Raw genomic sequence first — 24,247 nt, 5'->3', positions numbered from 1 at the left:
GGACGACATGAAGACAGTAACCCTTGGGCTGGCGCTGGCCCTGCTGGCCAGCCAAGTGACCGCGCAGCAAACCCTGACCACCGCATCCCCGATCCCTGACGGGGCTGAAACCCGGTTTTGCTATTACGCAGGCATGGCCTATTCACAGGACGCTTTTGTCGTGATCTTCGGCGACAATACTGTGACCGACACGATCAGTACCCGTGAAGAGCACCTGCTGCGCTGTGTCAAGAACGACGACGGCTCACTCAGCTGGAAACCCCAAAGCAGCTTTCAGATCAGTCGGTGACACCCGGCGTCTGATCCAGCCAATCCGCGATCTGTCCGGCCGGTCCTTCCCAGCCGGGCTCCATAAACAGAAAATGCGCGTGGTTCTCGGCGGGTAGAAAGGTTGCGCGGTCGCCGTAGAGTTTCGCCAACGCGCGGCAGGTGTTGGGGTTCACGGCCCGGTCCTCGGTGCCGGAAACGATCAGGACGGGACAGTCGACCTTGTCGATATCCACCTTCATCGCGTGGTGGTCGTCGAACATCCAAAAGAACATCTCGAACATCACTCGCCCGCTTTCGGGGCCGAGTTGGTCGAACACCTCATGCTGCTGCGCTTCGGGCATTTTATTCAGCGCAAAGGGCGCCATCAGGTCGAAATCAACCCGCATGGGCTGTTTCCAGAATGCCCCTCCCTCCATCAGCGCACGCGGCACGGCGCGCTCATCATCGGTTTCAGGCAACGTCCCCCAGGCAGCGTTCGGGTTGATCAGAACAATGGCACTGGCCAGCCCGCGAGACGCCACCTGCTGCGCCACAACCCCCGCGATGGCGTGGCCGAGCAGCACTGGCTTGCTGTCCAGCCCCTGCACGAATGCGGCGATGTCATCGGCGTAGTCCATGACGCTGGTGTCGGTCAGGCCGGGATCGGGCTCGGCCTTAGGGTCGCCGCCATGGTAGCGCAGCGCAGGGGTGTGAACCGTCCAGCCGCGCGCGCGGAAGAAGCCCGCGTAATCCTCCATACACCACGGCCCGGCAAAGGCCCCGTGGATCAGAACAATCTCTTTGGTCATGAAAATCTCCCTCACCTGCACACAGTATGCGAGGTGAGGGAGCGGGTCTGCAACCCTGTTACAGCGCGGCTTTGAACAGCGCGGTCAGGTTGTCTTCGGTCAGTTCAATCGGGTTGCCGCCACAGGACGGGTCGGTGATCGCGCCTTTGACCAGTTCAGGGATCGACGCTTCGGTCACGCCCAGATCAGAGAGTTTGCGCGGGATGGCAAAGCTGTCGTTGAACTCCTGCACAAAAGCGCGGAAGCCGTCAAAGCCGCCTTCTATGCCCAAATAGGCCGCGGCCTGCTGGAGCCGGTCGGCGATGGCGGGCGCATTGAAGTCCAGCACGGCGGGCATGCAGACCGCGTTGGTGGTGCCGTGATGGGTGTTGAACACCGCGCCAATCGGATGGCTCATCGCGTGGATCGCGCCGAGGCCCTTTTGGAACGCCGTCGCCCCCATTGCCGCTGCGCTCATCATCTGGGCGCGGGCCTCGATATCGGTGCCGTCAGCATAGGCGCGCGGCAGGTAGTCCTTGACCAGCCGCATCCCCTCCAGCGCGATGCCTTGCGACATGGGGTGATAATGCGGGCTGCTGAACGCCTCGACGCAATGCGCAAACGCGTCCAGACCGGTGCCGGCGGTAATGAACTTAGGCATCCCGGCGGTCAGCTCGGGGTCGCAGATCACGACCGTTGGCAGCACCTTGGGGTGGAAGATGATCTTCTTCGCGTGCGTTTCCGAGTTGGTGATGACGCTGGCGCGCCCCACCTCGGACCCCGTCCCGGCGGTGGTCGGCACGGCAATGATCGGTGCGATGGCGTCGGCATCCGCGCGAGTCCACCAGTCGCCGATATCCTCAAAATCCCAAACAGGGCGGGTCTGGCCGCACATAAAGGCAACCATTTTGCCAAGATCCAGCCCCGAACCGCCACCAAAGGCAATCACCCCGTCATGGTCACCCACATTATAGGCGGCAACCCCGGCTTCGAGGTTCTTTTCATTGGGGTTCGGGTCTACTTCGCTGAACAGCCCTCGTCCCAGCCCTGCGGCCTCGAGGATATCCAGAGTGGCCGTGGTGATCGGCAGATCGGCCAACCCCTTGTCGGTCACCAGCAGAGGGCGTTTCATCCCAGCAGCCGCGCAGGCCTCGGGCAATTCCTTGATCCGGCCAGCGCCGAATTTGATCGCGGTCGGGTAAGACCAGTTTCCAACAAGGCTCATGATGTCACCTTTTTCAGATGGTAGGATTTGGGACGTGTGAGGTTGTGGTAGCCGATGACCGACAATCCGCCTCCGCGCCCGGTATTCTTGCAGCCGGTCCAGCACAGGCCCGGGTCCAAATAGTCAGCACGGTTCATGAACACGGTGCCGGTCTCGATCTGATCGCCCACCTGCGCCGCACGATCCACATCGCGAGTCCAGAGGCTGGCAGTCAGGCCAAATTCGCTGTCATTCATCAGCGCGATGGCTTCTTCGTCCGAGGACACTTTCATGATGCCCACAACCGGGCCAAAGCTCTCATCCCGCATCACGCGCATGTCATGGCTGACATTGGTCAGGATCTGCGGCGTCAGGTAGGCACCGCCATCGTCCTCGGCGGAGGTCTCGATATGAGCGACGGCACCTGCCGCGACCGCCTCAGAAATTTGCGCGCGCACCTCATCGGCAAAGCGGATATTGGCCATCGGACCAATCGTCGTCTCGGCGTCCAGCGGGTTGCCCAGCTTATAACCTCTCACCACCTCAACGGCCTTGGCGACGAAGGCGTCATAGAGGCTCTCATGCACATAAATCCGTTCGATCCCGCAGCAGCACTGGCCCGAATTGAACATGGCCCCGTCGATCAGAGTATCGACCGCCGCATCCAGATCGGCATCCTCCATCACATAGCCCGGATCCTTGCCGCCCAGCTCGGTACCGACACCGGTAAAGGTGCCCGCAGCCGCGCGTTCCATCGCCTGCCCGCCACCGACCGAGCCGGTGAAGTTCACAAAGTCAAACGCCTTGCCCGCGATCAGATCATTGGTCACGTCATGGCTGAGGAACACGTTCTGGAACACGTCCTCGGGCACTCCTGCCGCATGGAACACCTGCGCCATACGTTCGCCTACCAACAGAGTCTGTGTGGCATGTTTCAACACTACCGCGTTGCCCGCAATCAACGCAGGTGCGACCGTGTTGATCGCCGTCATGTAAGGATAGTTCCACGGAGCCACCACAAAAACGACGCCATGCGGGATACGCTTGATATAGCGTTCGAACGTCTCGTCCTCACCCACCGCGATATCGGCCAGAGCGTCTGCGGCAATCTCGGCCATATAACTGGCACGCTCATTGAACCCGCCGAACTCACCACCATAGCGCACCGGACGACCCATCATATGCGCAAGCTCGGGCACGATCTCATCATTCATCGCACCCACAGCAGCCACACCTGCCATCACAAGATCAACCCGCTCCTGCAATGGGCGCGCCGCCCATTCCGCCTGCGCCGCACGCGCCCGCGCGGCGGACTTGAAAGCCGCTTCTGCCGACAGCACTTCACGCTCTGCATAAACCGATCCATCAATCGGCGAGACACATTTCAACATCTGCCCCATCTTCACTCCATTTCCGAAAGAAACAGGATCCCTGCTTCATCTGGCCAAAAATACCTCGGGGAGCGCGAGGGGCTGGCCCCTCGCTTCCACCGCTAAGCCCGCTCAAACCCGCGCGCAATTTCCCAATCGGTCACCACACGCTCGAACTCTTCAATCTCGACCTCTGCCGCGCGGGCGTAGTGATCGACCACGTCATCCCCCAGAGCCGCGCGCAACATGGCCGACCCATGCAACGCATCCCGCGCCGCACCCAGATTGCCGGGGATCATGCCCGTTTCCCCCTGGTAGACGTCGCCCTGTGTCGGAGGCTGCAATTCCAGCGCTTCCTCGATCCCGGCAATCCCTGCAGCCAGCATCCCGGCCATCGCCAAATAGGGGTTCATGTCCGAACCCGGAATCCGGCACTCCACCCGAACCGCCTTGGTGCCATCGCCGCAGAGACGGAACCCCGCCGTGCGATTGTCCACCGACCAGATGATCCGCGTCGGCGCAAAAGTACCCTTCATGAACCGCTTATAGCTGTTGATATAGGGGGCCATAAAATAGGTGTAATCAGCGGCGTATTTCAGCAAACCCGCCATATAGCTTTTCATGATACCGGACATGCCCAGCGGATCTTTTTCATCAAAAAAGGCTGGCACCCCGTCCGCCCAAAGCGACTGATGCACGTGGGACGAGCTGCCGACTTTCTCATGATGCCATTTCGGCAGGAACGTCGCCGCGTGGCCGTGCTGCCAGGCAATCTCTTTCACCGCGTTCTTGGCGATCGAGTGATACTCGGCCGTCTCCATCGCGGGGGCGTATTTGATGTTTAGCTCTTCCTGCCCGGTCTCAGCCTCACCTTTCGAGTTCTCGACCGGAATCCCCGCGTTCCACAGATGGTTGCGGATCGGGCGCATCACATGCTCTTCCTTGGTGGTCTGCAGGATGTGATAGTCTTCGTTATAGCCCGAGATCGGCTCCAGATCGCGAAACCCTTCCTTGCGGATCTGGTCAAAGCTCTTCTCGAACAGGAAAAACTCCAGCTCGGTGGCGCACATGGCGTCATAGCCCATGGCCTTCAGCCGGTTCACCTGCTTTTTCAGGATGGACCGAGGTGCGTGGGGCACTTCCTCATGCGTATGGTGATCCAACACATCGCACATCACCATGGCGGTGCCCTCAAGCCACGGAACCGGGCGCAGAGTGCTTAGGTCAGGCTTCATCACATAGTCGCCGTATCCGCGTTCCCAGCTGGTTGCGGCATAGCCATCGGGCGTCGCCATCTCGAGATCGGTTGCCAGCAGGTAGTTGCAGCAATGGGTTTCTTCCCACGCACCGGCCACGAAATGCCCCGCGTGGAACCGCTTACCCATCAGACGCCCCTGCATGTCGACCATGCAGACCAGCACGGTATCGACCTCACCGGCTTCGACCTTGGTTTTCAGGTCGTTCAAACGTGCTTCATTGCCCATCCCGTTCATCCTTTGTCACTTTCCGGGACTGTTGTCCCAAGCTCTTGCCCTAGGCCTTAGTCCTCGACCGTTTCGTTATCCATTTCCATCACCAGGCGTGTCTCCAGCACCTGCCCGCTTTGGTAGAGGATCGGATAGGCGATGGCGGCGATATGCCCGTGCAGGTCGCGCATGGCGCGCAACGTCTCAAGATGTAGATCACTTGAGGCAAAGCTTTCGGTCTGCCCCCTCTCAAGCCGCTTCAAATGCGCCTTTCGGCTGTTCCGCGACAGGCGCTTAACCTCGGCTTTGTCAAGCACCAGACGGCGGGCGCAATCCATGTCATCCACCAGCAGCACATGACGAGCCAGAGAGAAACTGGCCAGCACCGCCGCGTGCAAATCCTTGAGTTCCTTCCAGCCCTGTGCCGAAAAATCGGTGCGTTCGGTGTGTTTGATCTGCGCACTTCGGGTCATGCGGTTCGACACCACGTCGCCCGCCGCCTCAAGCCGGATCGCGTATTCGACCAGGCCGCGCGCCGCCTTGATCTGCGCTTTGTTCATGTTCTGGCGCGGCAGTCGGGCAACAAAGCGTCGGATTTCGGTCAGCTGCGCGTTCACCCTCTCATCCTGCTGCCACAGGGCCGAGATCGCATCGCTGTCATCCTGCTCATAGATATCCAGAACCGGGCGGAACATGCGCTCAACCTGTGTGACCATCTGCAACAGCTCATGCCGGACCGAGGACATCGCAACATTCGCCCCCGAAGCGCTGGGATCTTTCAGTGGGCTAAGCGCGTCCGAGAAGTGGTCCATCGCGTGCGCCTTAACCTCGGGCTCGGGCAGCAGCAGCGCCATCGGTCGCTCCATCCACTTCACGAACCCTGTGGCCAGCACAAAAACGGCGAGGTTGAATCCGATATGAGCCAGGATCAACGACTGCCCTGCCCCCGCGACCATCAACGTCTGATGCGTGCCGGTCACGTTGACCACAATCAGCATCACCAGCGCCGCGCTGCCACGTAGCAGAAGGTTGGCCAGTGGAATACGACGCGCGGAAACGGTCAGGTCACGGGTCAGCCAGATCGGAATAAAGGCCGAGCCCAGATTGGCCCCAAGAACCAGCGACAGCCCGGCAGCAAAAGGGATAGCTCCGATCTGAACCAGTGTCACGCACATCAGGATCGTCGCAACCGAACTGTGCATGACAAAGGCCAGTACCGCGCCCACGATAAAGGCGCTGAAATAGTCGCTTTCCAGATAGCCCGCGATGGCGGGCAAAAAGGCGCTCTCGCGGATCGGATCAACCGCATCGCGCAAGAACTGCAATGAAACCAGAATGAACGCGATGCCCAGAACAATACGCCCGATCAGCCGCACATTGGCGCGGTCGGACTTGAGATACAGCCACCCGCCCAGCGCCAACAGCACGGGCTGCAGCCAGCCCAGATCATAAGACAGAACCTGAATGACAAGCGCTGCACCCAGATCCGCGCCCAGCACCCCGGCCAATGCAAGGCCAAAGCTGACCATGCCTGCCGCAGCAAAACCGGTCAGCAAAACTGTAACCGCAGCCGAGCTTTGCAGGATCGTTGCCAGAACCATGCCGGCGCCACCGGCAACAAACGTGTTGGAATGACGCGTCAGCAGCGACTGGAACAATGCGCCAAAACGTCTTTCGATGCCCGTACGGACCAGCCGCACCGCAAACAGCAGCAACATGGTCGCCGCAAAAATCTCGATCAGGAACCCAGCTATCGCCATTGGCCTATACCCCCCTCGCCCGGTTCACGCCAACGCGCGACCAGAATGTTCTTGTCTGTTTCAGAGGCAAGCGTAGCATCAGGGATCGGGGGTCCAGAGGTCCAATACCGGCACGCGACCGAGGCCGCGCGCCGAAATTGTATGGAATTTAGCCGTAGCGATAAGGCCGTCCGGCCTTGAGCATGTCGGCGTTATACTGCTTGAATATCTCGACAACCTTGGCCTTGGTTTCAGATTCAGCCGCGATCTCATCCCAGAAGGCAACGGCAGCCTCTTCGACCTGCGCCCATTCTTCATCGGGGATCGTGGTCAGCTGCATCTTGTCGCCATTGACACGCAGGCTGGCCTCGCCACCCCAATACCACCACTGACGATAGTAGTGCGACTGGTCACAGCAAACGCGGAACAGAGTCTGCAGGTCTTCGGGCAGCTCGTTCCAGCGGTCCATATTGGCAAAGAACGACCCGGCCCATGCACCCGAGATATTGTTCGTCAGGAAATAGTTGGTCACATCGGCCCAACCCACGGTGTAGTCCTCGGTGATGCCCGACCACGCGATGCCGTCCAACTCGCCGGTTTGCACTGCGACCTCGATGTCTTCCCACGGCAGAGTGACTGGCACAACACCGAACTGCGACAGGAAGCGGCCCGCTGTCGGGAAGGTGAAGACGCGCTTGCCCTGCAGGTCGGCCAGGCTGTTGATCGGATCTTTGGTGGCAAAGTGGCACGGATCCCAAGCACCCGCGCTGATGTGCTTGACGCCGACCTTGGAATATTCCTCATCCCAGATCTCGTTCAAGCCGTATTGGTTGAACAGCACCGGCACGTCCAGCGAGTAGCGCGAGGCAAATGGGAAATAGCCGCCGAACACGGTCACATCGGTGGGCGAAGCCATCGAGTCGTCATCTGACTGAACCGCATCAATCGTGCCCTTCTGCATGGCGCGGAACAGTTCTCCGGTGGGAACCAGCTGATCAGCATAGAACAGCTCGATCTGCATCCGGTCACCAGCGATCTTGTTGAACATCTCGATCGCGGGGTCGATCACGTGAGCAGCCAGCGCAGGACCGGCATAGGTCTGCATCCGCCATGTGATCGTGCTTTGCGCCAATGCCGGCGCGGCCAGAGGGGCAGCGGCAACGCCGACCCCGGCTGTTTTCAGAAACTTACGTCTTGTTGTCATGTCATTTCCTCTCTGTTGCAGGTTTGCGTGCCTCTTGAGCGGGCATTCTTGTTAATTTCCGTAGACATATCCGGGCAGCCACAGGGCCAGTTCCGGGAAGATCATGATTATCGTCAGCGCCAGCACCATCACCGCCACGAACGGGAAGATCGAGCGATAGATGTCGCGCAGCGTGATCTCGGGCGGGGCCATCGCGCGCATCAGGAACAGGTTATAGCCGAAGGGCGGCGTCATATAGGCGATCTGGGTGGTGATCGTATAAAGCACCCCGTACCAGATCAGGTCAAATCCGAGCACGCCCACCAAAGGCACATAGAGCGGCGCCACGATGACCAGCATTGCTGTGTCGTCCAGAAACGTACCCATGACGATAAAGCTGAGCTGCATCAGGATCAGGATCACCCAGGGCGACAGGCCAAGCTGTTCGGTGAACAGGTTGTCGATGGCTTTCACCGCACCCAGCCCGTCGAACACCGCGCCAAAGCCAAGAGCCGCAAGGATGATCCACATAAACATGCACGAAATCGCCAGTGTCTGCTTGGTGCAGTCTTCGAAAATCTTCCACGTCATGCGGCGTTTCACGACTGACACCACCAGCGCCGTCAGCGCCCCGATGGCCGAACTTTCCACCAGCGAGGTCCAGCCATTCACAAAGGGCACCATCATAGCGGCAAAGATGATCAGCGGCAGTGCGCCCGCGCCTAGCAGCCGCAGCTTTTCCGCGCGTGGCACTTCATGGGCGTCTTTCATCGCGGGGCCAAGCTCGGGCTGAATGCGACAACGGATCCAGATATAGAGGATGAACATACCCGCCATCAGCAGCCCCGGCACGATCCCCGCCAGCCACAGTTGCCCCACCGGTTGCCGCGCAATCATCGCATAGAGAACCAGCACGACCGAGGGCGGTACAAGGATGCCCAGGCTGGACCCCGCCTGAATGACACCCGTGACCATCGTCTTGTCATAGCCCCGCCGCAGCAGTTCCGGCAGCGCAATGGTCGCGCCAATGGCCATCCCCGCGACGCTCAGCCCGTTCATGGCCGATACCAGCACCATCAGGCCAATCGTGCCAATCGCGAGCCCGCCATTCACCGGACCCATCCAGACATGGAACATCCGGTACAGGTCATCGGCCAGACGGCTTTCCGACAGCACGTAGCCCATGAAAATGAACATCGGTAGCGTCAGCAGCGGATACCACTTCATCAGCTTCATCGCGGCCGAGAATGTGATGTCCTGCCCGCCCGTACCCCACAGGGCCAGCGCGGCTATGGTGGCGACCGCTCCGATCGCGCCAAAGACGCGCTGACCGGTGAACAGCATAAGCATCATCGACGCGAACATGAAAATGGCGATGTATTCCTGGCTCATGCTCGAGCGACCCCGATTTCCTGCCCGTTGATCCGGGCAATGTCTTTGAAAAATTCCGAAATTGCCTGCAGCAGCATCAGGAAGAAGCCCAGCACCATGATCGCCTTGATCGGCCAGATGTAAGGCCGCCATGCGGTGGACGAGCGTTCTAGCCGCCCGATCTCTTCACTGCCGGTCAACAAACCAGTGAAGTACGAGATCGGGGAATCCCCCCAATATCCAAGGCTATAGGCGGTGGACCCCAGCCCACCGTAAAACAGCACGCCCAAATACAGGATCAACAGCAGAACGGTGAAGGCGTCGAACCACGCTTTTTTCTTGTGGCTCCAGTTGTGATAGAACAGGTCCATCCGCACGTTCGAGCCCAGCTGGATCGAATACGGCCCGCCCATGATGTAATAGGTCACCATGGCAAACTGCGCCATTTCCAAGGTCCATAGCGATGGCAGGAAGAAGGTTTTCGAGACCGACGACCACAGCAGGATGCCCATCATAACGAACAGACCCCACATCATCACCCGTCCGATCCTGTAATTGACGGCGTCAACAACACGGACATATACGCGCATGGCCCGGATCATTCTGCCGCCCTTTCTTCAAACCCCGAAAGGGTTCGCGATATCCAAGGAACAAGGCAGCCCGCCACCGCATTTTGCTGCTCGGACGTGCGGATCAGATCGTTTCGAACCTCGATCATCACGTTCAACAAACCATTCGGCAAAGCCTGCGCATCCAGAGTGTGTGCAACACCATCAGCGGCCGAGTATGGCTCGTTCAACATGGTAACATAAGGGTTTTCAACCGCCTTATGCGCCATCATCGCTGCTGCAAACCGGTCATCGGCGCCGTGCAGGATACCCAGTTCGACCTGTCGGCGCTTGCCCAAATAGACCGGAGTGAAACTATGGACCGTCACCATCAGCTCAAGCGTTCCCCGGTGCTGCAAGATCAGCTTGGAGAGGGCTTGGCGAAATGGTTCGTAGACGCCCTCAATCCGCGCCTGCCGTTGATCCTGCGTCATCCGAGTATTTGCGGGTATGTCGATATCTTCACTGCGCGACGGCATAGCGCCTTTTGCCTCGGGCGGCCGGTTGCAATCATAGACCAACCGCGACACACCACCATGTACCAGCGGTGCGGCCATTTGCACCGACATCCGCTTGGCCACCGCCAAAGCTCCGGGATCCCATGCGATGTGGCTTTCACGTGCCTCAGCATTTAGCCCCATATCCCCCAGAAACGCCGGGATCCGGTTCGACGCGTGCTCGCAGACAAGAACGACCTTTGGCGCACCGTCTGCCATATCCGTGTGAACGACTGTTCCGAAATCCAACCTACTGCCCTGCGATTCCCAAAATCCTCATTGCGGAAAAATTTCCACACAGCCCGATCACCTGTCAATAATTTTCCTGTATAATTTTCTCCACACTTGATCTTGATGAAAAATTATTCACATTATGCCTTTGTCGCATACAGGAGGATCGTTCAGTGCGGGTGACGGACAGGCTGCTGGCCCATCGGGACAAGATGACGCCTTCTGAACGGCAACTGGTCAGTGTTCTGCTGGATGACTATCCAATGGCCGGGCTGGGCAGCATTACCGAACTGGCCAGCACCGCGTCGGTTTCGACCACCACAGTTGCGCGGATGTTGCAAAAGACCGGATTTGACGGCTATCCGCAATTTCAGGCCGCCCTGCGGGGCGAAGTGAAAGAGATGATCTCGGGGCCCATCGCCAAGCGCGACGTCTGGCAAAACGACTTGCCCGAGGAACACATACTCAACCGCTACTCCCAGCAATCCCTCGCCAATCAAAAGCGCACGATTGATGAGGTTGACCCGGAAGAATTCGACAGTTTTTGCAACCTGTTATCTGATCCCGATCGGCGCATTTTCATCACTGGGGGGCGCATCACGGGTACAATGGCGCAGTACCTGTACCTGCATTTGCAAATGATCCGTCCCGACGTCCGAATGCTACCGGTGGCTGCGTCGTGGACCCATGATCTGCTGGATGTACGCAAAGATGATGTCCTGATCGCGCTGGACGTGCGACGATATGAAAACTCGACCATGTTGATCGGTCAGCTCTGCCAGGAACGCGGGGCCGAGATTGTGCTGTTCACAGACCAGTGGCGTTCCCCCATTCACCGGCTGGCCAAACATACCTTTGCCGCACGGATCGCGGTGCCGTCCGCTTGGGATTCGATGGCGTCGATCCTGACACTGATGGAATGCGCCATCGCCGAGGTTCAGGAACGCCTTTGGGACTCAGTCAAGAACCGCACCGACGAGCTTGAGGCCGCCTTTGACCGCACCAAGCTGTTCCGTAAATTCGGCCAAAGCTCGGGTTCTTAACATCTGAAATTGCTATAATTTACAACTGCCCGTGATCAGTGTTGCCACTTGGGGGCCGCGCGTTCACTTTATGGGCATGAGCTTTATCGCCGATAACCAACTGCCGCTTCTGATCCTGTTCTTTCTGGTCGGACTCGTGGGCACCGGGTTTCTGTTCCGCAAACCTGCGGGGCATCGGGCGTGGAAACTGGCCGATCTGGTCTGGGTCGTGTTGGGCGGTATCGGTGCGTTGGTTGCCGTTTTGGCCGGTCTTTACACCGCCGACAGTTCTCGGTTGGACCGGCAGATCGACGTAGCCTATGCCGCAACCCTGGCCTTTGACCGGGACGCTGCCCGCTTTCGCCTGCGGTTTTGCGACCCAGCCTATGATGATGACATTGGCGTTCTGTGCGAAAAGGTGGAGTTCCTATCGGCCTCAACCGCCAGCAACGCTGACCTGCCCCTGTTTATCGCCGTGACCAACGAAGTCGCGCCGCTGCAAGGCCTGCACTTCCTATTCGGACGTCAGGCAAAAGACGATATGGACGACGCACGCGCGATGGCCGCAAAGGCCAACGCTTTTGATATCGACCAATTTCTGGTTTTTACGACCGTAGACGACAAGACCCAGATTGCCATCGACAATATGCGCCGCAAGGTGCCTGCGATTGCCGGTGACTATCTGATCCTTGCCCGAAGCTATGAGGATCTGATTGCGCAAGTCGGAAAGCTGAAGGACGAATGGGAATACCTGCAGGCCAACGCACATATCCTGGTGCTGCAGATTATCGCTTTGTGCCTTGTCAGCTTCGCCGCCCCGTTCCGATTGGGCAAGTCGATCGTAGAATTGCGCACTGCCTTCAGCGCCGATACGCCCGCGCCAGTTTTGCAGGATCTGCCCCCAGAAAATACCGCAACAGAGTCCACAGATTCCGCGCCCCTCGGCGCATCCACCCCGCCTTCTGGTATCGATCCGCGCTCGTAAACGCACGAGAAGGCAATAACGCGACGCCCCGCACCCGGCGCATAAGTGCAACGTCTTCCATGAGGGGTTGATCCGGGAACCCTCCGGCCTGTTCATAAGTCCGTCGCGGGATCAGCAGCCCCTGATCCCCATAGGGTAACCCCAACACCCGGCTGCGCAGATTGGCCCATCCAGCAACCCAACCGGGCGCAAATCCCACAGCGCGAAACGCCAGTCGGAAAACCGCTGGCTTGCCTGATCGAAGGTGATCGCCGACAGCTTTGGTCCAACCATCCTCGAGAACCGTGTCGGCATGCAGAACCAGCAGCCACTCGCCTCTCGCCTGTTTGCACCCGCGACGCAACTGCCCGCCACGCGACGCGGCGCCGGTGACGATCTCGGCCCCGGCCTCATCCGCAATCTCCAGAGTTTGGTCGGTGGATCCGCCATCCGTAACGATCAATTCGCGGATCAGCCCGGTGTGCAGTCCTTCCATCAATGCCTGAAGGGTCGCAGGCAAGGTCTCAGCCGCGTTCAAAGTCGGAATGACAATCGAGATCGGTGCTGGCACGTGGATTACCCTCTGGTCTTGTCGGCGCGAACTCCTATATCACGGGACCGAGGGAAAGCACGAGGATACCCCCATGCCCAATCGCCGCATCCTGCGCCTAAGCGGCGCAGACACTGACAGTTTTCTGCAAGGGCTGGTGACAAATGACATCGGCGGGCTTGAGGATGGCCTGGTCTATGCTGCGCTTTTGACTCCGCAAGGCAAATATCTTGCCGATTTCTTCCTCAAACGCGAGGACGATGCTGTTCTGCTGGATGTGGCCGAGATTTTGGCCGAAGGGCTGGTCAAACGTCTTGGGATGTACAAGCTGCGTGCAGACGTCACCATCAAGGAAAGTGGGCTGAACCTGCAGCGAGGCACCGGCCCGGCACCACAAGGTGCCTTACCTGATCCGCGTCACGTTGACATGGGCTGGCGGGCCTACACCGCAGCTCCCGAAAGTGATGACGGCTCCGATTGGGATGACATCCGCGTTCGCCATTGCATCCCGGAAACAGGAATCGAACTGACGTCGGACAGCTATATCCTTGAATCCGGGTTCGAACTGCTGAACGGTGTCGATTTCAAGAAAGGCTGCTATGTCGGGCAAGAGGTTACAGCTCGGATGAAGCACAAAACCGAGCTGCGCAAGGGACTGCGCCGCGTGACGGTAGATAGAAGCGCCCCGGTCGGGACTGAAATCTTTGCAAACGGCAAGCCAGTGGGAACCTTGTTCACCCAATCTGGCGGCGCCGGAATTGCCTATCTGCGACTGGATCGCGCCACAGGGGATATGCAGGCCGATCTGGCCAACGTTGGTCTAAGCGATTGAATTGTTGCGCAAGCGGCACGGCTGAACTGCGGCACAGCGCGTATAGATTGCACCCCCTACCCTGGCCCTGTCACAATACGGGCAGGTCACAAGACGGGTGCGGGCATGTTCAAACTATATAGGGCAATCTGGCGTGCCAGTGCCGGACGGCAGATCATCCTTATCATTCTTTCGATCGCCGTGGCCGCTTTGGCGGCTGTACCGCTTGAATTTCAGCGCGACATTATCAATCACCTTACAACCGAAGATGTGAAGGCTGACCGCCTGTTACGGCTAGGGGCCGGTATGATGGCGGTCATTCTGCTAAGCCTCGGCCTGAAATGGGTTCTGGGTTACCGCGCCGGAACACTGGGCGAAGACATGGTCCGCCTGATCCGCCAACGGCTGTTGTTGCGTTCGGCCGATCTGAATGAAACCGGCGAAGATGTGCGTAAGGGCACCATGACCACCGCCATTTCCGCCGAGGCCGAAGAGCTTGGCAAATTCGCAGGTGGTGCCTTTTCTGACCCCGTCGTGCAGATCGGGACGTTGATCAGCGTGATCGGCTATATCTCATCGACGCAACCGGGGCTGGGGCTGATCGCGTTCTCGATGATCGTTCCGCAGATCGTCATCGTGCTGGTTTCACAGCGCAAGGTGAACGTCTTTGTCGCCGAACGAGTCCGCATCCTGCGCAATGCAACCGACCGACTGACCACTGAGCAGATCGAGGAAACCTCGCGCGAGATCGAGACTGAATTCGATTCAATCTATGAAACTCGGCGCAAAATGTTCATCTGGAAACTATCCGCCAAATTCCTGCTGAGCGTCATCAATGGCGCAGGTACTGTTGGCATATTGATGCTGGGTGGCTGGCTGGTCCTAGAAGGCCGCACAGATGTTGGCACTGTGGTCGCTGCGACAAGCGGGTTGGCCCGGATACAGGGACCGACCGCGTTTCTGATCGCCTTCTACCGACAGGTCAGCGCCAACCGCATCAAGTATGAGCTGATGTTGGAACTGTTCGGCCCCAACCCCGAGCAATACCGCCGCATCAAGCGCCGCACATAAAAAAGGCCGCGTATCGTTGCTGACGCGGCCTCTTGGTGATTTCAACGCGGATCAGGCGCGTTCGGAATATTCCATGGTCTCAGTGTTCACCACGATCATCTCATCCTGACCAACAAAGGGGGGAACCATGACCTTGATGCCATTGTCCAGAATGGCCGGCTTGAACGAGTTCGCCGCGGTCTGACCTTTTACGACCGGTTCGGTTTCAACGATCTTGCAGGTCACCTTTTGGGGCAACGAGGCGTTCAGCGCCTCGGATTCGTAGAACTCGACAACAATTGTCATGCCGTCCTGCAGAAAAGGGCGACGCTCACCCAACAGGTCCGATGGCAGTTCGATCTGCTCATAGGTCTCGGAGTCCATGAACACCAGCATCCCGTCGGATTCGTAGAGGAACTGCTGATCCTTCTGTTCCAGCCGCACCCGCTCCACCTTGTCCGCCGAGCGGAACCGTTCGTTCAGTTTCGACCCGTTGCGCAGGTTGCGCAGTTCGACCTGAGCAAAAGCGCCGCCTTTTCCGGGCTTTACGTGATCAACTTTGACAGCGGCCCAAAGACCGTCATTATGCTCAAGCACATTGCCGGGGCGAATTTCGTTCCCATTTATCTTGGGCATGACATAAATCCTTCACAAACGGTTGATGCGTCAGTTGCGCTTCCTATATCTGGCGGGACAACACGTGGCAAGACAACGAAACCTTGTGTTGCAGGTGCAGCGAGCCATGCAGATGACGCAACGCAACTATGCATATTAGCTGTATCCGAATCACACTTTATCGGTCATAAGGACCGTCACGCCGAAAATGCAAGAGCAAGAACAACAAGGAAAACGAGATGAGAGATTTCGTTGACGGCACCGCCTTTAACAACGAACAAGGCAACCGTGCGCGCAAACTTTTTGCAGCCGTTGTGTTGGCTGCGCTGGATGATGCTATTGCCGATGACAAGAAATATGGCAATGGCCCCGAACAAATTGCCCGCTGGGCACGTTCGCGCGACGGCCGCGAAGTGCTGTCCTGCGCCGGTATCGACCCGAACGAACGGGTTGTGAGCGGCTTAATGGATTTCGTTGGCCGTGGTGTGCGCACCTCGGTTGCACTGTCGCGTGAAGAAAGCGAACGCCGTAACGCTGCTCAGCAGGCCGAAGCCGCCTGACCTAAGCCGCTGTTTCCAAGAAAAAGCGCGCTCGTGCATTGCAGAGCGCGCTTTTCTTTTGGCCAGTGGCTATCTCAGAAAAACACCAGCCATTGCCGCGCGACCCATATTTCCGCTCCAAGCAACACCCCAAAGAACATCTTGGTCGAAGCGTCTAACCCGCGCCGCCAGAGTATCACGTAGGATGCCGCACACGCCGTGATCGAGACGGGAACAACCCATTGCGCATGATGGGCACTGTCCCAATAGCTGACCGGGCTATGAAAAACCCAGTTGCTTATCGGCCAAAACTGCGGCCGCCCATCCCCGGCATGCAATACAAAGTCGGTTATCAAATGCAGTAACCCGGCCGAGGCCCCAAGGACCACAGGCCGCGCGCCCACCCACAGCGCCACGACTAAAGCCAACCCCCAAACCAGAAACGAATTGTCGATGGCGAATACTGTTTGCCATGCATCGGAATAGTACAGTTGCCCGAAGACCACCTGCTCGGGGATACCCAGAACGAACAGCGACACACCAGCCATCAGGTAAAGGGACAAATCCGGCAAAACTGATCCGATCAACACTGCGCGCAGAATGCGCCCTTGCGACGGGCGGGCAAAGAGGGCGGCTCCGATCAAAAGATGGGCGGGTGTGTTCATCCGGTCTTTTCCTCTGCAGTCAAATCGGGTCATGTGCCCGTCAGGTTATAGGAGATCAATCATGGTTCGCGCCATCATGATTCAAGGTACTGGCAGCAACGTGGGCAAATCGGTTCTCGTGGCCGGCCTGGCACGCGCTTATTCACGGCGCGGGCTTAGAGTGGCTCCGTTCAAGCCGCAGAACATGTCGAACAACGCAGCCGTAACCGAAAACGGAGGTGAGATCGGGCGTGCGCAGGCGCTGCAGGCCTGGGCTGCGAACAGGCCAACTCACACCGACATGAACCCGATCCTACTGAAGCCCGAGACCGATACAGGTGCTCAAATCATCGTTCAGGGTCAAAGGGCGGGCACGATGAAGGCGGGTGACTACCGCAAGGACAAATCCAAGCTGTTGAGCGCCGCGCTGGAAAGTTTTGACCGTTTGTGCGGTGATGCCGACCTTGTCCTGGTCGAGGGCGCAGGCAGTCCGGCTGAAACCAACCTGCGCAAGGGTGATATTGCCAATATGGGATTTGCTTGCGCTGCAGGCGTACCCGTAGTTCTGGTCGGCGACATTCACCGCGGCGGCGTGATCGCGCAGATTGTGGGTACACAGGCTGTGCTGGATGCCGGTGACCTTACGATGATCAAGGGCTTTGCAGTGAACCGATTCAAGGGCGATGTGTCCCTGTTCGACGAGGGGCGCGATGACATCGCCGCACGTACCGGCTGGCCATGCCTGGGCGTCGTGCCGTGGTTCCAAGACGCCTGGAAGCTGCCCGCCGAAGACATGATGGACATCCGCTCTCACACCGGTGGGGCATGCAAAGTTGTAGTCCCGCAACTAGAACGCATGGCAAACTTCGACGATCTGGACCCGCTGTCTGCCGAGCCCGGCGTCACGGTCGAGGTCATTCCAGCTGGTCGCCCCCTACCCGGTGACGCGAACCTCGTGCTTTTGCCCGGCAGCAAATCCACCATCGGTGATCTGACCTATTTCCGCGCACAGGGTTGGGACGTTGACCTTTATGCCCATGTGCGGCGCGGGGGGCATGTGCTGGGTCTGTGCGGCGGCTACCAGATGCTTGGCAAGACCATCTCTGACCCCGGGGGCGTGGATGGGCGACCCGGTACTGTCGAAGGTTTGGGTCTTTTGAATGTTGAGACCGTCATGGTCGGACAGAAAAAAGTGACACTCCGAACGGCGCGCGCCCTACCGGGACACGAGCCGGTAACTGGATACGAAATCCACATGGGTCGCACGGATGGCCCCGATTGCGCGCGCGCCTGGCTCGAGGTTGCAGGCCGCGCCGAAGGTGCCACTGATACAACCGGACGCATCCGCGGCAGCTACCTGCACGGCATATTCTCATCGGATGCGTTCCGCGCGCGGTATTTGTCGGAACTAGGCGTAACTTCAGATCTGTCCTATGAGGACGGTGTCGACAAGACATTGGACGCACTGGCCGATCATTTGGAACAGAACATGGACCTGGACCGACTGCTTTCGCTGGCCGAAACACCCCGCAGGGCGTGAGCGTTAGTCGGACTTGTGTTCCGCCAGCGCGCGGTAGATTTCGCGCCGCACCAGTTTGCGAACGTTGCGCGTGATCCGCTCACCCAATACGCCCTGCAGTTCTTCGCGAACCACCTGTGCGATCAAGTCCCGGAGCGCGTCTTCATCCAGCGGTGTGTGCTCCGTTTTAACGTCTTGCACCGGGTCAGCCTTCGCCGTCACCTTCGGATCGCGGATGAAAGTGGCTTTGGTTTCCGAGACGAGCGGTGCTTCAGCGGCAACTGGTTCGTCTTCGTCAGCCTCGGCCTGCCAACTCAACGACTGAGTCAAGGTCCCGGCATAGGCATCTTGACCTTCACCGTCGGGTTCCCACTGATCCTCTGTCTTGGCGATCGCCGCCTCCAGCGCTTCGATCTTCGAGCTCAGGCTTTCAACAGGATCGTTTACGTGTTCTGTTGGCTTTTCAATGCGTGGCTCGTTTTCTTTCACTGCGTCGGACGCCCGCAGAACCATGGGCTTCACAGAGACCTCGGCCGCATAGCCTGATACGTTCGCATCAGACGGAGTTTCCTTATCACCTTGGGATTCGCTTACGCGTAAGGAATCGGTCAGAACCAACCGGCCAGGCTTACGCGCACGAGTGGATTGCATGATATCCGGGATTTTGCGGCCTTCTTCGGTTACCAACCGCTTAATAGAGGACAGGACGTCCTCTACATTCCCGTTTGCGACATTGTCCGACATTCTTGAATACCACTCTTTCCTCAGGATTGAGTGTAGCCAAACACTTTCAACCTCACAACAGATAGTCGCGGCGTTTAATCACGCCGCAATGCTTTGAGGACGCGATCCAGATCCTTGCTCTGCCTGCTAACCTGAGCTGGGGCTTTCTTCACCAGATTGTAGTAAAGCGTCGGATCATAAATCTGCACCGCAAGACCCAGGCGTTCAGCGGTAAGCAAGCCTTGCGCTTGCAGCAGCTGGTATGCCGCGCGCGACCGTTCAGTGCGCGAAGCAACTTCGTTCAACTGCGCATCCAGCAGATCCTGCTGCGCATTGAGCACGTCCAGAGTGGTCCGTGCACCCAATGTTGCTTCTTCGCGGATGCCATCAAAGGCAACTTGCGAGGCCCGAACCTGCTCTGTCGAAGCCCGGAGACTAGCCGCTGCAGCCTGAAAGTTGGCATAAGATGCCGAAACACCCTGAGTGATGTCCTTTTGGACGTTTAGCAAGTTGGCGCGGGATGCATCACGTGTCGCCATAGCGCGACGGACCTGAGCGGCCAACGCACCGCCGGCGTAAATAGGTTGGTTGAAGTTCAACGCGATCGTTGCATCTTCGAGGTCATCATCATTGTCAAAGCTTTCGGTGATACCTGCATCGGCGTTCAGCGACACGTTCGGACCCAAATTGGCCCTTTGCTGCTGAACCAGCAGATCAAAAGCGCGCACTTCGTGCTGCGATGACAGGATCGCCGGGTGGTTGCGTTGCGCAAAAGCAATGGCCTCAGATTCTGAATTGGGAAGGCTCGGCAAACTGGGCTGACCCGCCGTAGCGCCGGGGGCATTACCAACAGCGTTTACATATTCGGCCTGCGCGGTGCTGAGGTTACCGCGCGCGACCGCCAGTTCTGCTTGTGCACTGGCAAGCTGTGCTTCGGACAGCGCCACGTCAGTACGAGTTACTTCACCAACGTCAAATCGGTCCTGCGACGCACGCAGTTCTTCGGCCGAGACTTCGACATCGTTTAACTGAATTTGGACGGTTTCTTCTTGAAGAACTACATCCAGATAAGCGTTCACAGCCCGGAACAAAACGGCTTGTTCGATATCAATCAGATTTTGACGCGTGGACAGAACGATTTCTTGCGCAGACTGTTTGCCCAGTACTGAAAAACCACCATCATAGATCAATTGGCTCAACGTCAGGCCGGTAAAGAAGTTAGTCGGTTCCTGACGGTTCACAACGTCATCAACAGTCGAGCGAGTGTAGTCTTGACTGATTTGCACAGTCCAGTTGATGATCGGCCGCAAAGCTGCCAGCGCAATCGCAACGTCTTCGTCAGCAGCACGCAGTAAAGCCCGGTTCTGCTCGAGCAACCCGCTCGTATTGTATGCCCCGATGAACGCATCCGTCAGATTATCCGCCCAAGCGAACCGCCCGGGTAAAACACTAAGCGCAATTCCGGCCGTCAGCGCCATCGCCTTGACCAGTTTACCTCCCGCTTTGGAACTCATCACGAAATCCTCTCAAATCAAAAATTACGCTGCCCTGTCGACAGTTTGCGTGTTTGTTTTCAACTAATCAAGGCGACAGAAAAAACTATCACGGAATTATAGCGAAAATACACTTTCTGTGGAAAATGCCGCCAAAACCGGTGCATTGGCGTTGAACGCATGACGCCAGGTCACACGGCCATTCGACTTATGACCGATCCGAACGGTGCCCAGTGCACCTTCCATGAACACGCACGCAATTCGACCGTGGTCTTTCAACTGATCAATCAGCCTGTCCGGAATCTGCTCGACCCCTCCTTGCACCATGATCACGTCGTATGGCCCATGCTCGGTCGCGCCTTGCTCGAGCGGCCCGACATGGACGATGGCATTGTCGGCGTCTGCGTCCATAAGAATGGTCTGAGCCTCTGCTGCCAGGTCTTCGTCGTCTTCCACGGCCACGACCAATTCGGCCATCCGCGCTGCAATTGCTGTCGAGTACCCCATGGCCGGAGCAATATCCAACACGGCTTCATTATTAGAAATATTCAACACGTCCAGCATCTTAGCCAGAGTTCTGGGTTCAAGCATACAGCGACCGTTCCCGAGGTCGATCAGCTCCTCGACATACGCCGCCTCGCGCTGCGAATCCGGGACGAAATTCTCGCGCCGGACGGTAAGCATCGCGTCGATGATAGGAAATTTCGTGACGTCAGAGGGTCGGATTTGCGTGTCAACCATTGTACGGCGACGGGCTGCGAAATCTGTCATTGGATCGCTCGTTCTGTTCCCTAGTGTGCGTGGCTTGTGCCATATCCAGAAGAAACCGGCAACGCCTCAGTGCCTTCAAACTCACGATATCAGGCAATAATTCAGGACAAGAGCACTGCTGTGACAAATAAGCAGACTGAAATTTGCGCCCACCCCTCTGGACGCCCCAGACGAAAGCTGCTAAAACGCCGGTCACACCACGACAAGTATTTGATTTTACTTGAAAAGGCGAGTTGGCGGAGTGGTGACGCAGCGGATTGCAAATCCGTCTACACCGGTTCGATTCCGGTACTCGCCTCCATTTTATTCTAAATCATTGACTTAGCCCTGTGGTGCTCGGGTGTGACACAAAGTGGGGCACACCTACGATGAAATTGTCATCCTATCTAACCCTCTCAAGACATGGCGTTTATTACTCCCGGTGGCCAATCCCTCCGTCCATAGAACAAAAACGAACATCTTTAAGAATATCGCTGCTTTAGCGAATACTACTGGGTTGCCCTCTGCAACGCCCACGCCCTCCGGGATGGATTAAAAACCATAAGTGACAATCTGGATAGCCGAGTGCGCCATTGAACTCAGGGCAACGCTGCGCGCGTTGGCGTGCGCCTATTGATGTTAGGCTTACCGCTTTCAAGCGAAAGTTACAAATACGGTCTTTGATCTGAAAAAAGGACGCTGACTTTCACTAAGACACAAGCGTTTTTCGATGTGCGACTGGAAAAAAGCAACTTGGCATACATTCTTGCACGACCTTGTGGTCGCGAAATAAACAGGCGAAATCCTACTGAACGCGCAGTCATGAACGAAGCGGGCAGTACCGGATCTACGGAAAACGGGCGGCTCGCGGGAATGCAAGCTCGTAACTTGCGACATGATTGGCACTTGGTATCTGAACAGGTTTTCCTAGGGTTTGTCTATTGACGATACTTAGGTTTATCCGAACATAAATTGACTGTTGCCCCGGTGGTTCAGGTAGTTCAGTGGCCTAAAAAAATGGCAGCGAGCCCAACACTCGCCGCCTCTTTTCCAAGCCGGGCAAAGCGTTTTCGCGCAGTGCAATTGCGTCATTCGGCCCGACGTCCCTGAGGAATAACCTCGTATCCGGACGCTTCCGGCTCGTAGTCTTCCATTTCGGACGGGAAGCCGGGGGCCGTGATATCCAGCCCGGTGGCCTCTTCCAACCGCTTGATAATATTAGGTGATAACTCTCGGTCGCCATAGCGGGCGATGCCGTCGTCAAAGATACGCATCATCACCGGGTTGATCTCGAGCGGCACCCCCGCCCGGTCCGCCACATCCTGAAACAGGCCAATGTCCTTTTTCACCAAATCCATCGTGAACGAAATGTCCCGCGAGCCGTTCAGAATGACTTGGCTTTCGGTTTCATGCACGAAGGATGTCCCGGATGAGATCTTGATTGCCTCGTATGTGGTGTTCAGATCCATCCCGGCGGCTTTGGCGGTCACAAGTGCTTCTGCGCAGGTGATCAGGTTGGCGGTGGCGAGGTAATTGGTCAGCACTTTCAACACCGAAGCGGTCCCTAGGTCACCGGTATGCAGAACCCGTCGGCCCATGGTGGTCAGAAAGGGCAGTATGCGCTCGAATGTGGCCCGGTCGCAGCCCGCGAAGATCGAGATATTGCCCGTCGCGGCGCGATGACAGCCACCCGATACAGGACAGTCCACCGCTGCGCCGCCGCGTTCGATCACCTGGGCGCCAAGTCGCTTGACTTCGGCTTCATCAGTGGTGGACATCTCCATCCAGATTTTGCCGGGGCTGACCTCAGGCAGCATCTCCTGCATCACCGCGTCCGAAGCGGCAGGCGATGGCAGGCAAGTAATAACCGCGTCGCAATCGCGCATCAGCTGGGCCGGGCTTTCGGCGGCCTTGGCCCCCTGTGACACGAAGCCGTCGACGAGGTCAGAGTTCAAATCATGTACCGTCAGTTCGATCCCGTTGCGCAGCAAAGACCCTGACAGTTTGCCGCCCACATTGCCCAAGCCGATAAAGCCCACCTTCATGCGATACACCTCCTTTTTTGGCGTCGTTTTGTTCATGGCACCATGCCGCCCCACCCAAAGTCATGCCGCCCAGCGACGCTGTCAGGTCGCTTTTAACCCGAGGTGCGAAAGATGTTTGCGACTCGCTTGACAAGGGCCTGCCCGGTGCCGCATGTCCGATCCGTTGGTGTCCATCTGCAGATGGATGAAAAGGGAATGCGTCAGCGGGTCATCCGTCAAACGCAGCCGCCCCCGCGACCGTGACCGGAGAGGGTGCCCAAGCCACTGGCCAGCAAGGCCGGGAAGGCGGGTCATCCGACAGGGCAACCGCCCTGAAATCCGCAAGCCGGGAGACCTGCCAGCACCCGCGATTGAAACCGGACGGGGTGTTCCGGTGCCGGGTCACGCACGACCCGCATGAAACCCCGTCCCCCACGATGAGGATTTAGGGGGATGAGAGACATGACCGAAACCGCTCCGGTCGAGCTGCTGGTTTGCACCACCTGCCGCCGCGGCCTACCCATTGAAGATGACGCCCAACGCCCAGGCACGTTGCTGCACAAGGCGTTGGAACAGGCTGAACTGCCCGAGGGCGTGGCGCTGAAGGCTGTTGAATGCCTGTCGAATTGCGATCAGGGCTGTTCCATCGTGTTGCGCGGCGGGCCGGAACGCTGGACCTTTGTTTATGAAAACCTGAACGAAGTCGATCATGTCGACGTGATCGTAGACGGTGCCACCAAGTATCTGGCCACCGAAGACGGTCTGGTCAAATGGCGCGAGCGCCCCGAACATTTCCGCAAAAACTGCGCCTCGCGCATTCCCCCGATTGGAGCCTGA

23 protein-coding genes, 1 tRNA gene, 1 pseudogene and 1 riboswitch are annotated in these 24,247 nt (G+C 58.0%); of the genes and pseudogenes, 9 read left to right on the top strand and 16 right to left on the bottom strand.

Annotated features, from left to right (window positions below; genetic code table 11):
* Positions 1-7 precede the first annotated feature (7 nt).
* On the top strand, positions 8-289 hold the full coding sequence (locus tag GOW48_RS06675; protein ID WP_170354642.1) for a hypothetical protein: 282 nt from the start codon (positions 8-10) through the stop codon (positions 287-289).
* Here the strand turns inward: GOW48_RS06675 and GOW48_RS06670 are convergent.
* The 9 genes from GOW48_RS06670 to GOW48_RS06630 form a co-directional block, all read right to left on the bottom strand.
* On the bottom strand, positions 279-1,058 hold the full coding sequence (locus tag GOW48_RS06670) for an alpha/beta hydrolase (protein WP_170752407.1): 780 nt from the start codon (positions 1,056-1,058) through the stop codon (positions 279-281). The genes GOW48_RS06675 and GOW48_RS06670 overlap by 11 nt on opposite strands.
* A gap of 58 nt (positions 1,059-1,116) precedes the next feature.
* Positions 1,117-2,262 carry an iron-containing alcohol dehydrogenase gene (locus GOW48_RS06665; protein WP_170752405.1) on the bottom strand — a complete coding sequence of 382 codons (1,146 nt, stop codon included), beginning with the start codon at positions 2,260-2,262 and terminating at the stop codon, positions 1,117-1,119.
* Entirely contained in the window at positions 2,259-3,641 is a 1,383-nt protein-coding gene (locus GOW48_RS06660; RefSeq protein ID WP_170752403.1) for an aldehyde dehydrogenase family protein, read from the bottom strand. The genes GOW48_RS06665 and GOW48_RS06660 overlap by 4 nt, the downstream gene beginning before the upstream one ends.
* A gap of 92 nt (positions 3,642-3,733) precedes the next feature.
* Positions 3,734-5,095, bottom strand: coding sequence for a glutamine synthetase family protein (locus GOW48_RS06655; protein ID WP_170752402.1), 1,362 nt, complete (start codon positions 5,093-5,095; stop codon positions 3,734-3,736).
* Positions 5,096-5,151: 56 nt separating this feature from the next.
* Positions 5,152-6,837 carry a Na/Pi cotransporter family protein gene (locus tag GOW48_RS06650; RefSeq protein WP_170752400.1) on the bottom strand — a complete coding sequence of 562 codons (1,686 nt, stop codon included), beginning with the start codon at positions 6,835-6,837 and terminating at the stop codon, positions 5,152-5,154.
* A 148-nt stretch (positions 6,838-6,985) separates the two neighbouring features.
* Positions 6,986-8,020 (bottom strand): TRAP transporter substrate-binding protein, encoded by a 1,035-nt coding sequence (locus tag GOW48_RS06645; RefSeq protein ID WP_170752398.1) that lies wholly within the window; start codon positions 8,018-8,020, stop codon positions 6,986-6,988.
* Between the two features lie 51 nt (positions 8,021-8,071).
* The gene (locus GOW48_RS06640; RefSeq protein ID WP_170752396.1) at positions 8,072-9,391 is read right to left on the bottom strand and encodes a TRAP transporter large permease; all 1,320 of its coding nucleotides are present in this window, start codon (positions 9,389-9,391) and stop codon (positions 8,072-8,074) included.
* The gene (locus GOW48_RS06635) at positions 9,388-9,972 is read right to left on the bottom strand and encodes a TRAP transporter small permease subunit (protein WP_170752394.1); all 585 of its coding nucleotides are present in this window, start codon (positions 9,970-9,972) and stop codon (positions 9,388-9,390) included. Before GOW48_RS06635 ends, GOW48_RS06640 begins: the two co-directional genes overlap by 4 nt.
* Positions 9,969-10,724 (bottom strand): N-formylglutamate amidohydrolase, encoded by a 756-nt coding sequence (locus GOW48_RS06630; RefSeq protein ID WP_234899341.1) that lies wholly within the window; start codon positions 10,722-10,724, stop codon positions 9,969-9,971. The genes GOW48_RS06635 and GOW48_RS06630 overlap by 4 nt, the downstream gene beginning before the upstream one ends.
* 155 nt (positions 10,725-10,879) lie before the next feature.
* Between GOW48_RS06630 and GOW48_RS06625 the strand changes: the two genes are divergently transcribed.
* Both GOW48_RS06625 and GOW48_RS22770 read left to right on the top strand, forming a co-directional pair.
* Positions 10,880-11,749, top strand: a complete 870-nt coding sequence (locus GOW48_RS06625; RefSeq protein WP_170752392.1) for a MurR/RpiR family transcriptional regulator — start codon at positions 10,880-10,882, stop codon at positions 11,747-11,749.
* Between the two features lie 76 nt (positions 11,750-11,825).
* Positions 11,826-12,581, top strand: a pseudogene (locus GOW48_RS22770) (hypothetical protein); the annotation flags it as partial.
* 7 nt (positions 12,582-12,588) lie between these two features.
* Here the strand turns inward: GOW48_RS22770 and GOW48_RS06615 are convergent.
* On the bottom strand, positions 12,589-13,263 hold the full coding sequence (locus GOW48_RS06615; RefSeq protein ID WP_170354652.1) for a TIGR04283 family arsenosugar biosynthesis glycosyltransferase: 675 nt from the start codon (positions 13,261-13,263) through the stop codon (positions 12,589-12,591).
* A 73-nt stretch (positions 13,264-13,336) separates the two neighbouring features.
* On the opposite strand from GOW48_RS06615, the gene ygfZ reads away from it, so the two are divergent.
* Together ygfZ and GOW48_RS06605 are read left to right on the top strand one after the other, a co-directional pair.
* Entirely contained in the window at positions 13,337-14,074 is a 738-nt protein-coding gene (gene ygfZ, locus GOW48_RS06610) for a CAF17-like 4Fe-4S cluster assembly/insertion protein YgfZ (RefSeq protein ID WP_170752390.1), read from the top strand.
* A gap of 105 nt (positions 14,075-14,179) precedes the next feature.
* Positions 14,180-15,124, top strand: a complete 945-nt coding sequence (locus tag GOW48_RS06605) for an ABC transporter transmembrane domain-containing protein (RefSeq protein WP_170752388.1) — start codon at positions 14,180-14,182, stop codon at positions 15,122-15,124.
* A 51-nt stretch (positions 15,125-15,175) separates the two neighbouring features.
* On the opposite strand, the gene efp is transcribed toward GOW48_RS06605, so the two are convergent.
* Positions 15,176-15,739 carry an elongation factor P gene (efp, locus tag GOW48_RS06600; RefSeq protein ID WP_170354655.1) on the bottom strand — a complete coding sequence of 188 codons (564 nt, stop codon included), beginning with the start codon at positions 15,737-15,739 and terminating at the stop codon, positions 15,176-15,178.
* Between the two features lie 218 nt (positions 15,740-15,957).
* On the opposite strand from efp, the gene GOW48_RS06595 reads away from it, so the two are divergent.
* A complete protein-coding gene (locus GOW48_RS06595; protein WP_108785849.1) occupies positions 15,958-16,278 on the top strand; it encodes a DUF6280 family protein in 321 nt (106 codons plus the stop codon).
* 74 nt (positions 16,279-16,352) lie between these two features.
* On the opposite strand, the gene GOW48_RS06590 is transcribed toward GOW48_RS06595, so the two are convergent.
* The gene (locus GOW48_RS06590; RefSeq protein ID WP_170752386.1) at positions 16,353-16,922 is read right to left on the bottom strand and encodes a cobalamin biosynthesis protein CobQ; all 570 of its coding nucleotides are present in this window, start codon (positions 16,920-16,922) and stop codon (positions 16,353-16,355) included.
* Between the two features lie 61 nt (positions 16,923-16,983).
* On the opposite strand from GOW48_RS06590, the gene GOW48_RS06585 reads away from it, so the two are divergent.
* Positions 16,984-18,441 (top strand): cobyric acid synthase, encoded by a 1,458-nt coding sequence (locus GOW48_RS06585; protein ID WP_170752385.1) that lies wholly within the window; start codon positions 16,984-16,986, stop codon positions 18,439-18,441.
* A gap of 3 nt (positions 18,442-18,444) precedes the next feature.
* Here the strand turns inward: GOW48_RS06585 and GOW48_RS06580 are convergent, their stop codons facing one another.
* From GOW48_RS06580 to GOW48_RS06570, 3 genes are all read right to left on the bottom strand, one after another.
* Complete coding sequence (locus GOW48_RS06580) at positions 18,445-19,164, bottom strand: hypothetical protein (RefSeq protein WP_170752383.1); 720 nt, start codon at positions 19,162-19,164, stop codon at positions 18,445-18,447.
* A gap of 74 nt (positions 19,165-19,238) precedes the next feature.
* Positions 19,239-20,657 (bottom strand): TolC family outer membrane protein, encoded by a 1,419-nt coding sequence (locus tag GOW48_RS06575; protein ID WP_170752381.1) that lies wholly within the window; start codon positions 20,655-20,657, stop codon positions 19,239-19,241.
* A gap of 96 nt (positions 20,658-20,753) precedes the next feature.
* Positions 20,754-21,407, bottom strand: a complete 654-nt coding sequence (locus tag GOW48_RS06570) for a protein-L-isoaspartate O-methyltransferase family protein (RefSeq protein WP_170752379.1) — start codon at positions 21,405-21,407, stop codon at positions 20,754-20,756.
* Between the two features lie 227 nt (positions 21,408-21,634).
* On the opposite strand from GOW48_RS06570, the gene GOW48_RS06565 reads away from it, so the two are divergent.
* Positions 21,635-21,708: transfer RNA gene (locus GOW48_RS06565), tRNA-Cys, on the top strand.
* A 766-nt stretch (positions 21,709-22,474) separates the two neighbouring features.
* Here the strand turns inward: GOW48_RS06565 and GOW48_RS06560 are convergent.
* Positions 22,475-23,467, bottom strand: coding sequence for an NAD(P)-dependent oxidoreductase (locus GOW48_RS06560; RefSeq protein WP_170752378.1), 993 nt, complete (start codon positions 23,465-23,467; stop codon positions 22,475-22,477).
* Positions 23,468-23,578: 111 nt separating this feature from the next.
* Positions 23,579-23,787: riboswitch (cobalamin riboswitch) on the top strand.
* Positions 23,788-23,872: 85 nt separating this feature from the next.
* On the opposite strand from GOW48_RS06560, the gene GOW48_RS06555 reads away from it, so the two are divergent.
* Entirely contained in the window at positions 23,873-24,247 is a 375-nt protein-coding gene (locus GOW48_RS06555; protein WP_170354662.1) for a DUF1636 family protein, read from the top strand.

Origin of the sequence: Ruegeria lacuscaerulensis, assembly GCF_013033355.1 — a bacterium.
Taxonomy (GTDB): domain Bacteria; phylum Pseudomonadota; class Alphaproteobacteria; order Rhodobacterales; family Rhodobacteraceae; genus Ruegeria; species Ruegeria lacuscaerulensis_A.
Note: the sequence above shows the minus strand (reverse complement) of the source record. Positions and strands in the feature narration are given on the sequence as shown.

Bases quoted from the DNA above. Each gene is read 5' to 3' on its own strand.
- GOW48_RS06560 (WP_170752378.1), bottom strand. From the start codon at position 23,467: ATGAACAAAACGACGCCAAAAAAGGAGGTGTATCGCATGAAGGTGGGC.
- GOW48_RS06635 (WP_170752394.1), bottom strand. From the start codon at position 9,972: ATGATCCGGGCCATGCGCGTATATGTCCGTGTTGTTGACGCCGTCAAT.
- GOW48_RS06670 (WP_170752407.1), bottom strand. From the start codon at position 1,058: ATGACCAAAGAGATTGTTCTGATCCACGGGGCCTTTGCCGGGCCGTGG.
- GOW48_RS06575 (WP_170752381.1), bottom strand. From the start codon at position 20,657: ATGAGTTCCAAAGCGGGAGGTAAACTGGTCAAGGCGATGGCGCTGACG.
- GOW48_RS06650 (WP_170752400.1), bottom strand. From the start codon at position 6,837: ATGGCGATAGCTGGGTTCCTGATCGAGATTTTTGCGGCGACCATGTTG.
- GOW48_RS06555 (WP_170354662.1), top strand. From the start codon at position 23,873: ATGACCGAAACCGCTCCGGTCGAGCTGCTGGTTTGCACCACCTGCCGC.
- GOW48_RS06605 (WP_170752388.1), top strand. From the start codon at position 14,180: ATGTTCAAACTATATAGGGCAATCTGGCGTGCCAGTGCCGGACGGCAG.
- GOW48_RS06570 (WP_170752379.1), bottom strand. From the start codon at position 21,407: ATGACAGATTTCGCAGCCCGTCGCCGTACAATGGTTGACACGCAAATC.
- ygfZ (WP_170752390.1), top strand. From the start codon at position 13,337: ATGCCCAATCGCCGCATCCTGCGCCTAAGCGGCGCAGACACTGACAGT.
- GOW48_RS06655 (WP_170752402.1), bottom strand. From the start codon at position 5,095: ATGGGCAATGAAGCACGTTTGAACGACCTGAAAACCAAGGTCGAAGCC.
- GOW48_RS06675 (WP_170354642.1), top strand. From the start codon at position 8: ATGAAGACAGTAACCCTTGGGCTGGCGCTGGCCCTGCTGGCCAGCCAA.
- GOW48_RS06665 (WP_170752405.1), bottom strand. From the start codon at position 2,262: ATGAGCCTTGTTGGAAACTGGTCTTACCCGACCGCGATCAAATTCGGC.
- GOW48_RS06660 (WP_170752403.1), bottom strand. From the start codon at position 3,641: ATGGGGCAGATGTTGAAATGTGTCTCGCCGATTGATGGATCGGTTTAT.
- GOW48_RS06595 (WP_108785849.1), top strand. From the start codon at position 15,958: ATGAGAGATTTCGTTGACGGCACCGCCTTTAACAACGAACAAGGCAAC.
- GOW48_RS06585 (WP_170752385.1), top strand. From the start codon at position 16,984: ATGGTTCGCGCCATCATGATTCAAGGTACTGGCAGCAACGTGGGCAAA.
- GOW48_RS06590 (WP_170752386.1), bottom strand. From the start codon at position 16,922: ATGAACACACCCGCCCATCTTTTGATCGGAGCCGCCCTCTTTGCCCGC.
- GOW48_RS06645 (WP_170752398.1), bottom strand. From the start codon at position 8,020: ATGACAACAAGACGTAAGTTTCTGAAAACAGCCGGGGTCGGCGTTGCC.
- efp (WP_170354655.1), bottom strand. From the start codon at position 15,739: ATGCCCAAGATAAATGGGAACGAAATTCGCCCCGGCAATGTGCTTGAG.
- GOW48_RS06640 (WP_170752396.1), bottom strand. From the start codon at position 9,391: ATGAGCCAGGAATACATCGCCATTTTCATGTTCGCGTCGATGATGCTT.
- GOW48_RS06580 (WP_170752383.1), bottom strand. From the start codon at position 19,164: ATGTCGGACAATGTCGCAAACGGGAATGTAGAGGACGTCCTGTCCTCT.